The organism is Aeromonas sp. A35_P (assembly GCF_002259925.1).
Classification (GTDB): Bacteria; Pseudomonadota; Gammaproteobacteria; order Enterobacterales; family Aeromonadaceae; genus Aeromonas; species Aeromonas dhakensis.
Window position 1 is genome coordinate 20,378 of record NZ_NEVB01000183.1, and the last position, 14,866, is coordinate 35,243.

The 14,866-nt window shown below is 62.8% G+C and carries 8 protein-coding genes; 3 read left to right on the forward strand and 5 right to left on the reverse strand.

Annotation, left to right across the window (positions count from 1 at the left end):
* Nucleotides 1–411: 411 nt before the first annotated feature.
* Nucleotides 412–1,323 carry a flagellin A gene (flaA, locus tag CAK78_RS11010; protein ID WP_094697284.1) on the reverse strand — a complete coding sequence of 304 codons (912 nt, stop codon included), beginning with the start codon at nucleotides 1,321–1,323 and terminating at the stop codon, nucleotides 412–414.
* A 415-nt stretch (nucleotides 1,324–1,738) separates the two neighbouring features.
* On the opposite strand from flaA, the gene CAK78_RS11015 reads away from it, so the two are divergent.
* Nucleotides 1,739–2,371: a trimeric intracellular cation channel family protein gene (locus CAK78_RS11015; protein ID WP_017779902.1), complete on the forward strand. Its 633-nt coding sequence runs from the start codon at nucleotides 1,739–1,741 to the stop codon at nucleotides 2,369–2,371.
* A 136-nt stretch (nucleotides 2,372–2,507) separates the two neighbouring features.
* Nucleotides 2,508–2,864 (forward strand): hypothetical protein, encoded by a 357-nt coding sequence (locus CAK78_RS11020; protein ID WP_010634335.1) that lies wholly within the window; start codon nucleotides 2,508–2,510, stop codon nucleotides 2,862–2,864.
* A 73-nt stretch (nucleotides 2,865–2,937) separates the two neighbouring features.
* Here CAK78_RS11020 and thiI read toward each other — a convergent pair whose 3' ends face one another.
* Nucleotides 2,938–4,386 carry a tRNA uracil 4-sulfurtransferase ThiI gene (gene thiI, locus CAK78_RS11025; RefSeq protein WP_094697285.1) on the reverse strand — a complete coding sequence of 483 codons (1,449 nt, stop codon included), beginning with the start codon at nucleotides 4,384–4,386 and terminating at the stop codon, nucleotides 2,938–2,940.
* 178 nt (nucleotides 4,387–4,564) lie between these two features.
* Here thiI and CAK78_RS11030 point away from each other — a divergent pair, with 178 nt between their 5' ends.
* Nucleotides 4,565–5,524, forward strand: coding sequence for a hypothetical protein (locus tag CAK78_RS11030; RefSeq protein WP_094697286.1), 960 nt, complete (start codon nucleotides 4,565–4,567; stop codon nucleotides 5,522–5,524).
* Nucleotides 5,525–5,628: 104 nt separating this feature from the next.
* Here the strand turns inward: CAK78_RS11030 and pbpC are convergent, their stop codons facing one another.
* From pbpC to CAK78_RS11045, 3 genes are all read right to left on the reverse strand, one after another.
* A complete protein-coding gene (gene pbpC / locus CAK78_RS11035; RefSeq protein ID WP_094697293.1) occupies nucleotides 5,629–8,028 on the reverse strand; it encodes a penicillin-binding protein 1C in 2,400 nt (799 codons plus the stop codon).
* A 10-nt stretch (nucleotides 8,029–8,038) separates the two neighbouring features.
* Complete coding sequence (locus CAK78_RS11040) at nucleotides 8,039–12,928, reverse strand: alpha-2-macroglobulin family protein (protein ID WP_441296591.1); 4,890 nt, start codon at nucleotides 12,926–12,928, stop codon at nucleotides 8,039–8,041.
* Nucleotides 12,929–13,083: 155 nt separating this feature from the next.
* Nucleotides 13,084–14,772, reverse strand: a complete 1,689-nt coding sequence (locus CAK78_RS11045; protein WP_094697288.1) for an FAD-dependent oxidoreductase — start codon at nucleotides 14,770–14,772, stop codon at nucleotides 13,084–13,086.
* Between the last annotated feature and the right edge of the window lie 94 nt (nucleotides 14,773–14,866).

Below are 14,866 nucleotides of genomic sequence, written 5' to 3' on the forward strand. Positions count from 1 at the left end.
TCACTTTATTTAACGGCAGCGCGGCGACAAGCTTTAGGAAAATAATTGCCGAAGGCGGCAAGTTTTATCCGGCAAGCGGCAAGGTGAACGACAAGCCGTCCCCAATGAACGGGAGCAGGGCCTAAAGCCGGCGTGACAGAGATGAGCTCTGAGTGTTGGCACAGTTTGTGCTTTGATATGGGGAGTGGCGTCAATTTGACGGCACAATAAAAAGAGGCCGGAAGATCCGGCCTAAAACGAGCATACGCTCAGGAGAATATGACCAAGCGTGACAGAACTGAACAGCTGTACAACACTTGGCTTTACTAGTAGAGAATAGATTCTCTCCCGATAGAACAGAGTGCGAACCGAACACCCCTTTGTTCCATCTCTTGACCAGGGCGGCCTGAACAACCGCCCTGTTTTCTTTTATCAGCCCTGCAGCAGGGAGAGTGCTGACTGCGGACGCTGGTTTGCCTGAGACAGTATGGTCGAGGCAGCCTGTTGCAGAATGTTCTGCTTGGTCAGGTTGGCGGTCTCGGTCGCGAAGTCTGCGTCGCGGATCCGTGAACGGGCGGCACTGACGTTTTCAGAGACGTTCGCCTGGTTGCGAATGGTCGAATCGAACCGGTTCTGCACCGCACCCAGTTCGGCACGCTTGCTGTCCACCACCTTGATCATGTAATCCAGGTTGGCCATGGCCGACTGGGCGGAGCTTGCCGCCGTAATGCTCGACATGCTGGTAGAGGTGACCGGAGTGCCTGCCGTCCTGGTGATGGTATAAGGCTCGCCCGAGGTAGTGGTCGTCACTGCCGCACTGCCGCTGGTTGCGGAAGCCATGCCAGAGATACTGAAGGCAGTGGTCATCCGGAACGTGATGGTCTGACCGGCATCGGCACCGACCTGGAAGGAGCCCACATACCCACCATTGAGCAGGTTCTGGCCACCGAAGGTGGTGTCTTTGGACACCCGGTCGATTTCAGTCATCAGCTGGCTGTACTCTTGCTGCAACGCGGTACGGTCATCCGTGTTGTTGGAGCCGTTGGCGGATTGCTGGGCCAGAGTACGCATCCGTTGCAGCATGGAGGTGATTTCATCCATGGCGCCTTCGGCGGTCTGGGCGACGGAGATACCGTCGTTGGCGTTGCGGTTGCCCTGATCCAGACCATTGATCTGGGAGGTCAAACGGTTGGAAATCTGCAGACCGGCGGCATCGTCTTTGGCGCTGTTGATGCGCAGACCGGATGCCAGACGGGTGTAGGATGTATCCAGAGATTTGTTGGTGTTCATCAGGTTACGCTGGGCGTTGAGCGATGAAACGTTCGTATTGATATAAAGACCCATGACTATTCTCCTAAGCTATTAAATTTACTATTTAATTTGCTCGAACTTTATTGTCTTTCCTGTTCGATGCTTCTTATTTAACGGCCTCTTTTTCGATGTCTTTAGCATTATTTTCAACGCTTCATCGCATTAACGCCGCTTACCCTATATATCGGCATGTTCCGGCTGAACTTGAGGAAAAAAGTGCCCTGTTTTGCTCATTGGGTTCATAGGGCTTGCGACAACTGGCCGGGCGCAGGTCTATGTCCACCTCCCCTGCGACATGACGCCGCTCAGATGCCTCAAGCTGGCTGGTACCATCGCGGCCGAGAAAAACTTGGTCTGGCTCCCACTTCTTGCAGGCAGCCATTGGTCAGAGGCCGCAATCCCCCCTAAAATCGCGGCCCCATCAACAATTGGACGTGAGTTGTTCTCCATGCAGACACTGGTTGAGCAGATTGTTTACATCAGCGACATGTTTGGTACTGCGGTATTCGCGTTTTCGGGCGTACTGGTGGCGGGTCGTCTCAGGATGGACGGTTTTGGCGTCATGGTGTTGGCGGCGGTCACCGCCATCGGCGGCGGCACCATCCGCGACATGATCCTGGGGGCTACCCCCGTCTTCTGGGTACGGGACCCCCTCTACATCTGGGTGGTGATCGCCACGGCGCTGATCGGCATGTGGATGGTCAAGCTGCCCCGTCGCATGCCCTGGTACGTGCTGCCGGTCGCCGACGCCTTCGGGCTGGCGCTCTTTACCGTGATCGGGGCGCAAAAAGCCCTCAACTTTGGTACATCGGGGCTGATCGCCGTATTGATGGGCACCATGACAGGGGTGGCCGGCGGCATGATCCGTGACGTGCTGGCCCGGGAGGTGCCCATGGTCTTGCAAAAGGAGATCTATGCCACCGCCTGCATCCTGGGGGGTATCCTCTATACCCTGGCGCTGGAGATAGACGTGGATCGGGTGACCGCCATGCTCATCTGCATGACAGCGGTGTTCGGTTTGCGGGTGGCCGCCATCTACTGGCATCTGTCACTGCCGACCTTCTCGCTGCAGCGCAATTGATCTCACAACCGGCGTCAGGTCGCACTCTCTACCCGGTTGCGTTGAACCAAGCAGGCTTTTCTGTTGTCATAGGATGCAGTGTTGTAAGCCGGAATCCCTCATGCAAAAACTTGGACTCATCGCATCACTGTTACTGATGAATGTGGCAACGGCGCAGGCTGAAGCTCAGGTACTGTTTGGTCGGCTCGCGTCCACCCCGGTGCAGCAGTTCAACCAGCAGATCCGTCAGGCAAGCACCGCCCAGCAGAGCTGGGTCAATGACTATCGTGAAGTGGCCCTGCGTTTCGTCGGCCACAGCGACATACCCAGTCGCATCCAGGCGCAGCAGCTGGACAACGATCTGGTGCTCTCGGTCGCCCTCGATGGCACCAAGAGCGACATGATTTATATCCTGACCCTGTTTCGCAGCAACAACCTGTGGCAGATGCGCCAGGCGGAAATGGGGTGGCGCTGCCAGGGGCAGTCCACCTTTACCCCGGTCCCCTGCCCTTGAGCCTCAACCTGCAAGTGAAATAAAAAAATCCGGCACATTGGCCGGATTTTTTTATGCATGCGTGAACGTCACCTTACGGACGGTACACCTTGACGTTGGCAAAGCCCTTCTCTTTCAGGTAGAGCGCCTGCAGCTTGCTCATCACGCCGCGATCGCAGTAGAGCAGGTAGGTCTTCTCTTTCGGCAGATCGCCAAAGGCGGTGGCCAGTTTGAAGAAGGGGATATGCATGACCTCACGCCCTTCCACCAGCAACGGCTTCTCGTCGTGCTCATCCATGGAGCGGATATCGAGGATCACCTCGTTGTCACCGCTCTCTGCGGTAGTCTCCACTTCCTGCACCTCGGCGGCGGTCTCTTCACCGATGCGACGAATGTCGAGGTAACGGGCCTCGGCCACCACCTTGTCCAGAATGGCGAAGTCGAAGTTGCCCTCTTCCTCTTCAATACGGGCCAGATCGGCCTTCACGGTCGGCTTCTTGGAGATGACGCCGCAATACTCCGGCATGGTCTCGGCGAACTCCAGGGTGCCGATGCGGCGCGCTTCGCTGATGATGTCCGGCTTGTCCCAGGTGATGAGCGGGCGCAGGATCACCTTGTCGGTCACCCGATCGATAACGTTCAGGTTGGTGAGGGTCTGGCTGGAGACCTGACCCACGCACTCACCGGTCACCAGCGCCGGGATCTGGAACTCGTCGGCCACCTTGGCGGCGGCGCGCATCATCATCCGCTTGAGCACCACGCCCATCTGGCCGTTGTCGATCTTCTCGAGGATCTCGGCCACCACAGGCTCGAAGTCGACCGAGGTGAAACGCACCCGATGGGAAGAGCCGAAGCGGTTCCACAGGTGATAGGCCACCTGCTTGACGCCGATCTCGTGAGCGGCGCCACCCAGATTGAAGAAGCAGTAGTGCACCCGGCAACCGCGCTTGATGAACTGGAAGGAGGCCACGCCCGAGTCAAAACCGCCGGAGATGAGGCTCAGCACATCTTCCTGGGTGGCGATGGGCATGCCGCTCAGGCCCTGGTGGATGGCACTGACGATGAACAGCTCTTCGCCGTCGATCTCGAGGTTGATCTTCACATCCGGGTTCTTGAGGCGCACGCCGTTGCTCACGCAGTGCTGGTTCAGGCCACCGCCCACATAGCGCTCCACTTCGAGGGAGGAGAACTCGTGCTTGCCGTGGCGTTTGGCGCGCACGCAGAAGGTTTTCCCCTCGAGCTGGTCACCCCACACGGCTTTCACCTGCTCGAAGATGTCGTGCAGGTCGGTAAACTTGCTGGCCTGCACCTCGAGGAAGGCCTGAATGCCGGGAATGCAGGCCAGGGCTTCGATGGCCTGTTCACGGAACTGGTCATTGCGGGAGCTCACAATCAGCTTGTCCCAATCCATCCGCACCCGGGCATCGTCGTCGAAGCGGCGCAGGACATTGCGGATATTGCCCTGCAGGATCTTGATGAAACGCTGGCGAACCGACTTGCTCTTGATGGTGATTTCCGGGAACAGCTTGATAATGAACTTCATGGTAATGACTCGGGTGACCTTGATTTAAGGGCGCGAATTATATCAGAACTTTGTGACCAGCGCCTACTGGATGAGCGTTTGCTCACATTCCCCCACGCAATGTTTGCCGCAGCGAGGCAATCTTGCGTATATTCCCGAACCTGCGTCCCGGCAACATTCCTGACCACAGACCCATTCGATGAAGACTTATATCTATTATCCCGGCATGGAGGTACGCGACGAGCTCTGGCTCAAGTTTGCCCTGCTCTATCTGGAGCGGCTCGCCTTCGTCTTCACCGTCAGTGAGAAGAGCGGCCTCACCGCCCTGCTGCAGACGCTCGAACAGGAGACGGACCTGCTGGCCGAGCGGCCGGATGCCGCCTTCTTTGCCGCCATCACCCCCCAGCTGGAGAGCCAACTGAGCAGCCTGCTCGCCCCCGACTTCGTCCGTCACAAGGTGTTCGGCAACAAGGAGCTGATCGGTCGCTGGCGCCAGCCGGCCAACCACGACTGCTTCTGCCCGGCCCAGGCCGGGCTGGAGCGGCTGCACGGCTTTTGTCTGGCGCACGGTTTTGCCAGCCGGGAAGAGGGCGGGTTCAGAATGGCACGCCGCTTTGCCAACCTGCTCTCTATGCGGCTCGCCCGCGAGTGGGCACTCGCCAATGAGGGAGCCCTCATCACCGATCACGACTATCTGGACCGACTGCTCCACCTGCTCGAATCCCGCTATCACAACCGCGGTGGTCAGGATTGCTTCCATCTGGAGATCCCGCTGCAAGTGCCCACTCACTTGAGCGATATCCCATTTGCAGAGTTGATCGCCCTGCGCAGTCGCAGCGGCTTTCGCCAGCAGCTGGCCGAATTTAATCAGGCGCTCGATGCCCTGCTCGCCATGCTGGGCAGCGGCTATGCCGAGCCCGCCGTGCTGACCCGCTTCGAGCAGGCCCAGCAGGGGCTCAACCAGCTGCTGGGGCCGCAGACCCAGAGTCTGCCGCTCACCACGCTCGTCAGTACTGGCTTACCGGCCATGGCGATGATCCATCGTCTCAAGGCGAGCCATCCGGACTGCAAGCTGGTGTTTCACTCCATCAAGAAGAGCCACTTCCACCAGCGCAAGAGTCAGCACTTCTTCACCCGCTTGGGTCAGGTCAAACCCTGAGTCCGCGACGACCTGCCGGGGCATCGACAATCCGCTGACGGCATCGGGGCTACCCCCCGATATCGTCAATATTCTGACACGCCAATTAGGCACCGCCTCTCCCCTCAGGAGGGATTTTCCAAGCGAAACTCGATGCGATCGCTGTTGCCCGCCTCGTCCACCACCACCAGCTGGTAGCGACCCGCCTCGCTCAGCACCTGATCCCCGTCCCAGAGCAGCCGCTGACCGTTGAGAAACCAGGCTGGCTTGCCGACACCACCCAGCACCTTGGGCTGCAGCCGGTAACGCTGGCTGCGAACAAGGTTGCCCTCCCCCAGCGCCAGGATGCGAATGGGGGCCTGCAACTCGGCGCTCTGCCCTTCCCCCGCACAGTGGCTTGCCAGCAGCGCCTGACGCCGCTCGCCAGGTGAGCGCCACGGCTCCAGCGACAACGGCCAGAGCGCTCTAAAACCAGACTGCGCCGCATCCTGGCAGCGGCTCAGAGTGGGTTTTCCCTGATCGGTCAACACAACCTGGCGCAGCGGCGAGGGCCAATCCATGGGATCCGGCAAGGTGGGGGGATCGCGCCCTTCCAGCAACCAGGCACTCTGACGCTGCAAACACGTTTGCGGCAGGGTCACGTTCGCCTTGCGCCCCAGCGGCCAGCAAACTTCGGCCTCGCTCACCGTATTGGGCTGTGCCGGCAGGGGGCTGTTGTCGGCCAGTCGCGAATAGACCGAGAGCAGCAACGGCACCGCCGCGCTCTGCCCGTAAAAACCGGGCATGGGGGTGCCGTCGGGGCGCCCCAGCCAGACGCCGATGGTCCAGCGACCGGAGACCCCCATCGCCCAGCTGTCGCGATAGCCATAGCTGGTGCCGGTCTTCCAGGCCAGTCGGTTGACCCGGCCGGTCGCCTCGCTGGCAAAGGGCTGGTCCGCTCGCCCCTGCGCGCTCAATATCTGCCAGATGATCCAGGCCGCCCCCGGGCTCAGCAAGGGGCGCGACACTGCCTGCTGATCTGCCAGCCAGACCGGCATCGCCACCTGTCCCTCACGGGTCAGCGCACTGTAGAGCGCCACCAGCTGCTCGAGTCGAATGCCCGCCGCCCCCAGCGCAATAGCTGGATTGGGTTTGTCGGAGAGCGCCAGCCGTACCCCGGCGTTGTCGAGGCGGCTGACCAGCTTGTCCGGTCCAAGCGCCTCCAGCACCTGCACCGCCGGCACGTTGAGGGATTGCTGCAGCGCCTGAGTCAGGGTCACCGGCCCCTGAAAGGCGCCGGAAAAGTTGGCGGGGCGATAATCAGAGCCCAGTCTTGGCGCGTCGGAGAGCAGGGAGGCCGAGTGCACCAGCCCCTCGTCCATGGCCAGACCGTAGATAAAGGGCTTCAGCGTAGAGCCGGGAGAGCGGATCGCCTGCACCATGTCGAGATAACCGTGGCGGCGCAAATTGCCATACTCGGCGCTGCCCACATAGGCGCGTACCGCCATGGTTTTGTTGTCCACCAGCAGCAGGGCGGCGGAGGTCTGCTCGGGGAAGCGGCGGATATAGCTTGCCACCCGCCCCTCCAGCCAGCGCTGCAGATCGCCGTCTATGGTGGTATGCACCAGCGCCCCGGCCTGATTGTCGGCGGCGAGGCGGGCAAACAGCGGCGCCTCCATCGGCGTGAAGTGACCACGGGCCAGCACCGGCTCGATACGCCCCTCCAGCCACACCTGTTCGGGCCAGACACCCTGCGCCACCAGCCGCTGCATCACCTTGTCACGGGCGGAGCGGGCCCGCTCGGGATGCCGGTCCGGCCGGTTGCGGCTGGGTGCCTGCGGCAGCACCGCCAACAACGCCGCCTCGGCATGGGTCAGCTTGGCGGCGCTCTTGCCGAGATAGGCAAAACTTGCCGCCTGCACCCCCTCCAGATTGCCGCCAAACGGCGCCCGGTTCAGATAAACGGTGAGCAGGGTGCGCTTGTCGTAGTGCCACTCCAGTTGCAGCGCACGGGCCATCTGGCGCAACTTGCCGGGCACGCTCCTGTGGTAAGGCTCGATCAGGCGGGCCACCTGCATGGAGAGGGTCGAGCCCCCCGACACGGCCCGCCCGTAGCGCAGCCACTGCCAGACCCCGCGCACCATGGCCACCGGATTGACTCCGGGATGGTGCCAGAAATGGCGATCCTCGTAGCCAAGCAATGCCTCGATATAGCGGGGGGAGACCTGCTCCAGGGTCACGGGGTAGCGCCACACGCCGCTGGTATCGGCAAAGGCGCGCAGCGGTCGCCCCTTCATGTCGAGCACCACCCGCGCATAGGCCGGGTCGAGCGGTGGCGGCGGGAAAATGCGATCCAGCGCCAGCAGCGACAGGAGCAGGACAATAACCCCCAGCACCGAGTAGTGCAGCCAGCGCGGCAGGCGACCAAGCCAGCGCCAGCCAGCGCGGCCACAGCGACCCAAGCTCAGCCAACCACGCTGCCAGAGCGTGAGCGGGCGAACCCGCTCAAGGGAGGGGTCGTTGCCCAGAGAGCGTCTGCGACCCATCAAGCGCCAGCTACTCAGAGATAGTTACCTCGTGGATATCCTCACCCACGGCCCTGAGCTCGGGTCGGTACATATCCTCCACCTGGGTCGGCGGTACCTGATAGCGACCCGGTGTCACCGCCCGCATCAGGTAGACCAGTTGCTGGTTGCTCCCCTCACTCAAATCCAGCGCTGCCGTGTAGCGGTCGTCGCGAAACTCCTGATGCTTGAGGTAGTCGTTCCACTCGCTCTGCCACGCAGGTTTCCCCTCGATGGAGAGCTCTTCCAGCTTGATGCTGTTGCCAAGGGCCGGGTTCTCCAGCTCGAAGCCGGCGGGCACCATCTCCACCAGCAGGGCGTCGGGCACCGCCGATTCACTGCTGACATTGAGCCGCACCACCACCAGATCGCCCACCTTCACCTTGGCGGGATCAAACGGCTGACCGTCGCTGTTGAACCAGCTGCGGGTCACGCTTATCCCCTTGCTGATCCGTGCCGGAGCCTGTTCGGGGTAACCAACCAGAGTGCGCTGCACATAGAGGGATCCCTTGCCCTCATTGGTGATGGCGCTCGCTGCCAGTGCCTCGGGGGCGCCCTGCTGCAGCGGAGCCGAACCGCTCAGGGATCCACTGCCAAGAGAGGAGGTCACCCTGGCCTGCCAGTCGACGGCCGGATCGAAGCGGGCGAGTCGCAACAGAGCGAGCCGCTCCTGAGTGCTAAGCCACTGACGATGGGCCAGGGTATCGGCCACCTTGGCGCTGAGGGCCGACCAGCTCTCCGCAGCCAGTTTGTGCTGGCGCAGCAAGGAGAGCTCAAGGGCCTGATCGCGCAGCGGTGAACCGTAATCCCCGAGATAGTCGTCACCGCGCTCGGTCGCCAATGCCCGACTGAGGGCCCTGGCGGCGTTCTGCTCATCCCCCATGGCCGAGAGGGCCAGCGAGAGGTGAAGTAGCGGCAAACCTGAGCGGGCGTGATCAGCCTGCTGCTCCCAGATAAGGCGCAGGGTAGCGAGCGGTGCCTTGCCCACCCGGGCCAGCACATAGGCGCTGTAAGCCTGATAGGCCAACCGGCTGTGCTCGGGGGCACTGCTCCAGCGCTCACCATACTGACTGTCGGTGAGATAGCTTTGCAACCGGTTCAGCGCCTGATTGAGCATGGCCTCCGGCACGGCGTCGCCCGCCTCCTTGCGCGCCAGCAGGTAATCGGTGGCGTAGGCGGTGAGCCACTGCTCCTCGTCGGAGCGGCCATCCCAGAGGCCAAAGCCGCCGCTTGGCAGTTGCAACCGCTGCAGCCGCTGCAGCAGGGCGCGTTGCACATCCGCCTCGCTCACCGCTTTCTTGCCCTCTGCGGGTTTGCTCCAGGTGATGCGCTCATCGGCCGTGGTCAGCAAGTAAGGCCAGGCACGGGACAAGGTCTGCTCCAGACAGGCGTAGGGGTAGTCGGCCAGCGCCTGCCACTGGGCTGCCGGATCCCAGGGCGGAGTACCGGAGAGGCTGAGCAGCCCCTGCAGATTGGCGCGATCCAGCCCGGCCAGCTCAGCTGGCGCAAAGCTCATCTGCTGGCCGGGGGCCAGCATCTGGTAGCGCTGGCGAGTCTCAGCCGGCCAGGGGGAGCGCAGCGGCAAAGTCCAGTCGCGACTTATCGCAAAACCCTTGCCGCTGGCCGCCAGCTGCAAGCTCGCCACACCGCTCGCCCCGGTCACGGTGAGCGGCAGGGTCAGCCACTGCTCCTCGCCATTTTTAAGGGAAAGGGTGCCGGGCAGCTCACCGTTTGCCTTGAGCCCGCCGTTGAGGGTCCAGGCAAGGGAGAGGGTCTGATCCTCGCCGCTCATGTTGCGCAGCTGCACCAGCGCCCGGGTCTCATCCCCTCTGGCGCCAAAGCGTGGCCAGCCAATTTCGGCCACCAAGGGCGCCACTACCTTGACGGCGCGCTCGGCCTCGCCGACTTGCTGTTCGTTCCAGGCCAGCGCCATCAGCGCCAGTTCGCCGTTGAAGTTGGGCAGCTCAAGCGGGATCACCGCCTTGCCCTGTTCATCGAAACTCACCTCGCCGCTCCAGAGCGCGGCTATCTCGACCCGACTCTCCAACGCGCCCCCCTTTTTCAGTGGCGCCCGATCGCCCCCATAGTTGAGGCGGGCCAGCTTGCCATCCTGCGGCGGGATCACCTGGCCGTAGTTGTCGAACAAATCTTGGGCGAAGCGCTTGCGGCCAAAGAAGATCTCGAACGGGTCGAGCGGCTGGTAGTCGCTGATATTGAGCACGCCCCGATCCACCGCCGCCAGCACCACCCGCCCCTGACTGTTGGGGGTGGAGGTGGCGGTCACTTCCAGCCGGGTGAGCGGCACCGCTTTATCAGGCGCGCTCAGGGTGAGCGGCAGACGGCGCGCTTCCCGGTCCAAGGTGAGCGGCACCAGGCCGACCGAGCGCAGGCTCTGCCCCTGCTGCTTGCCAGCCGGTTTGGAGGTGCTGTCTGGCGCTGCGATCTGGGCCGAGATATGCAGGTCATGGCGCTGCCACTCGGGGCTGACCGGGATCTCGAACTCGCCGCGGGCATCCTTGGCATCGCCACCGGCCCCCTTGAGCTCGATGCGCTGCCACCAACGCAGGCCGTCGCCATCCTCCACCAGCAGCAACCCCTTGCCGGGGCGCGGGGCAACTAAAGTCACCTTGGCCTTGTCACCCGCCTGATAGGCGCGCTTGTCGAGGGTGATGGCAATCTTGTCAGGCCGTGCCTGCTCGCCACCGCCGCCCCAGGCGTAACTGCCTATTTCCACCCGCAGGCTCGATTGATGGCCCTGACTGTTCTCCACCTCCAATCGATACCAGCCCGCCGCCAGTTGCAGCGTGAGCGGGGTCGGCCCCTTGCCATCCAGCTGCAGAGTCTGCTCCTGCTCCAGATAGGGCTGGCTGTTGAACTCGTACTTCCACCCCTCCCCATCGGCGTAGTGCCAGTAGTAGTCGCGGTACTCGTTGATGAGGCGCACCTTCACCGGCCCCGCCAGCGGCTGGCCCTTGTCATCGAGGTTGAGGATTTGGAAGGGCAGCGGCTTGCCCCCTTCTACCCGATCCGCCACAAAATCAGCTTTGAGCGCCGGCCACTGGCTGCCCATGGCCCAGCCATACTGGGTGCGGCTGCGATTGACGGCGCGACCACCGGGCTCGGCGAGCGACACCCGATAGGCCACCTCCAGCGGTCCGAGGGCACGCACCCCATCAAGCTCATCAGCCAGCGAAAACGTCCCCTGCCCCTGCGCATCCAGGGTGAGATTCAGCGGTTCAAGATCCCTGGCCTGCTCCGTGAGCAGCACGTCACCCAGGGTGAACTCCTGCCACTGGGTAAAGGGCATGGTGGCACGACTTAACTTCACCTCCGCCTTGGCCTTGGTGGCACTGGCTGGCGCACCGTAGAGATAGTCCCCCTGCAGCGGCAGAGTCAGGGCGGCGTCCAGACTCGTCACTTCGCCATCCGGCCCCTTGCCAAGCTGCAGTTTCAGCCGTTCCGGCAGAAACTCCTCCACCAGGAAAGGCCACTCGAAGCGGCTGCCGGCGGCGGTCTTGAGGTTGATGGTCCAGCGCCCGAGCGGCGCATCGTCCGGCAGACGCAGGCCGTAGTGGGCGGCGCCAAGGCTGTCCGGTAGCAGGCGCTTTTGTTCGAGCAGCTGACCGTCCGGCTGTTTCACCTCCAGCTCCACCGCCATGCCCGGCAGCAGCTGGCCATCCTGCCCTTTTAGCAGGATCTCGCTGTCGAGCCGCTCGCCGGGGCGATAAAGGTCGCGCCCGCTGAACAGATAGAGCTGCTGGGCCTGCCAGGGCTGGGTACCGAGATCGAAGGTGGAGAGATCGAGCGCCGCCCCATCGAGGCGCAGCACCGCCAGATGGTTGCCCTGCTCAGCCAGCAGCAGACGCGCCCCCTGCACCTGATCGAAACGGCGATGGCCTTGGGGATCGGTGGTTTGCACCTGCAGCCGGTTACCCTTCTCGTCGAGCAGAGAGAGCTGCACATCCTTGAGGGGGTCGGCGCTGGCCAGGGAGCTCACGAACACCTCCAGCTCATCGCGGTAACGGCGGGCACTGAGCCCCATGTCGCTCACCGCAAAATAGGTGGTCTCCTTGCGCCAGTCGTAGTTGCCAAGGGGCGACATCACCGCAAAGTAGACGCCAGCTTCGGCCAGCTGCGGCTCTTTCACATTGATGAGGCGGGTCTCGCGCCGGTTGGCATCCAGTTCCAGCCCATAGCGGCCGCTGAACACCCGCTTGGCCCGCTTGGTGATCTGCTCAAGCTCCCAGTTGCCCATGCCGGCACCGGGACGATACTCGGCTAGGAAACGGGGCAGATATTCCGCATCGACCCGGAAGAAGTCGATATTGACCTCGTCCACGTTGACCGCGCTGATGGGCAGGCGCAGCTCGTCGCGCAGCGGCAATACCATCCCACTGGCGGTAAAGGAGGCTCCCGCCTCCAGCGGCCGGGTCTTGAGGGTCCAGTTCTGGGGGGATGGGCCCAGCCCAGCCTTGAGGCTCACCTCGTAGCGCTTGTCTGGCTGGACGTTCGGAAAATAGAGGGTGCGACCATCGTCGGCGAGGATCCACTCCCCTTGCACCTGCTTGCCCCCTTCACTGACAGAGAGCCAGCTCTGCCAGTTTGCCTTGGGCGCCAAGGGGCCGGAGAAGACCAGCGCCAGCGCCGGGGCATCGCGGTATTGACGGGCATTGGCCTGCGCCACGGCGCTTGGTGCGCCCGCGTCCTGCTGGGCAGCTGGCTGTGTGGTCGACTCATTGGCGACAGGCTTGTCGGGGCCGCAGCCGCTCAGCAGCAGCGCCGTGAGCCCCGCCAGCAGCAGGCTCGGCCAGCGGCGCCCGGGGACAACCGTCTGTTGCGATGAGGAACGAGAGAAGTGAGGGTGAGAGTCGACGCGACGCATAAATGTCATCCCTGATTGGCTCGCTGCCGGCGCAGCGCAATAGCCAACAGGATAAGGGATCAGGCTCGCTTGACACAAAGCTCATTGCATTTAAAACGCCAGCAAGTGCAACAGCGCCGACCCTGGGGTCGGCGCTCGCTTGCGACTGTGGCGGGTTACTCCATCACCGCCATCTGCCAAGTCTTGAAACCGCCGGAGAGGTTCTTGACCTTAAAGCCGTGCTGACTCAGCAGGCGACAGGCCACGTGGCCGCGCAAGCCCACCTGGCAGCTGATGAGCAGCTCTTTGTCCTTGGGCAGTTCATGGAGGCGACCGCGCAGCTCATCCAGCGGGATGTGCATCGCCCCCGGTATGCGACCCAGCTTGTCGAGCTCGGGGCCGTTGCGCACATCCAGCACCAGCTGATGAGGATGACGGGCCTCTACCTCGGCTGCATGGCAGAGCAGGGTATCCCCCTTCAAGTGGTTGCTGGCCACAAAGCCCGCCATGTTGATCACGTCCTTGGCCGAGCCGAAGGGCGGCGCATAGGTGAGCTCCAGATCCTGCAGATCAAACACGGTGAGACCGGCGCGCTGGGCGACGGCCAGCACGTCGATGCGCTTGTCGACCCCGTCCTTGCCGATGGCCTGGGCGCCATAAATCTTGCCATCCGGGGCAAACAGCAGCTTGAGGCTGACCGGGTAGGCACCTGGGTAGTAACCGGCATGGCTGCCCGGGTGGACATAAGCCTTCTCGAACGGCAGCCCCAGCTGCAGCAGCCGCTTCTCGCTCAGGCCAGTGCTGGCCACCGCCAGATCGAACAGCTTGCAGATGGCGGTACCCTGGGTCTTCTTGTAGGTTTCGGCGCGGCCCAGCATGTTGTCGGCGGCGATACGCCCCTGCCGGTTGGCAGGCCCCGCCAGCGGGATCAGCACAGACTCGCCGGTGACGAAGTCGGTCTCCTCCACCGCATCCCCCACCGCATAGATGAAGGGATCCGAGGTGCGCATGGCGGCGTCCACCTTGATGCCGCCGCGTGGCCCCAGTTCCAGCCCCGCCTTGGCGGCGAGCAGGGTCTCGGGCTTGACGCCAATGGCCAGGATCAGCAGGCCGGTGTCGAGCCGGGAGCCATCGCTCAGGGTCAGTCGCAGCCCGCCCCGTTGTTCAGTGGCCACGGCAGCGGTTTTTTCCGCTAGCACATCCAGACTCTCGATGGCGGAGAGGCCGGTGCGCAGGCGCAGGTCGATCCCCTCCTCCCGGATGCGAGCATGGAGCATGTTGGCCATCTCCTTATCCACCGGAGCCATCACCTGGTCGGAGAGCTCCAGCAAAGTAACGTCCAGCTTGCGCTGGTGCAGCGCCTCCATCATCTCCAGCCCGATGAAGCCGCCCCCCACCACGGTGACGTGACGCGGCTGATCGTGCGCCAGCGCTGCCAGAATGCGATCCATGTCGGGAATATTGCGCAGGGTGTGCACACCCGGGCTGTCGATGCCGGGGAAGGGAGGCCGGATGGGGGCCGCGCCCGGACTCAGCAGCAGCACGTCGTAGGCTTCGCGCCGCTCTTCACCGGTCAGCAGGTTGCGCACCAGCAGGCTCTTGCCGGCCTTGTCTATTTCGATGACATCGTGAAAGACCCGCACATCCACGTTGAAGCGGCGCTTGAAGCTCTGGGGGGTCTGCAACAGCAGGGCATCCCGGTTGGGGATGTCACCACCGATGTGATAAGGCAGCCCGCAGTTGGCGAAGCTGACGAACTCGCCCCGCTCGAACATCACAATTTCCGCCTCTTCGCTCAGACGGCGGGCTCTGGCGGCGGCAGACGCGCCCCCCGCTACCCCGCCTACAATCAGGATCCGTTTCATCAGCAAGACTCCAGTCAACAACAGATTGACGTTAAATTAGTACTTTCTAATTTAGATTTCAATGAAATTTTGTTTGTACCGATTTTGCAGTATT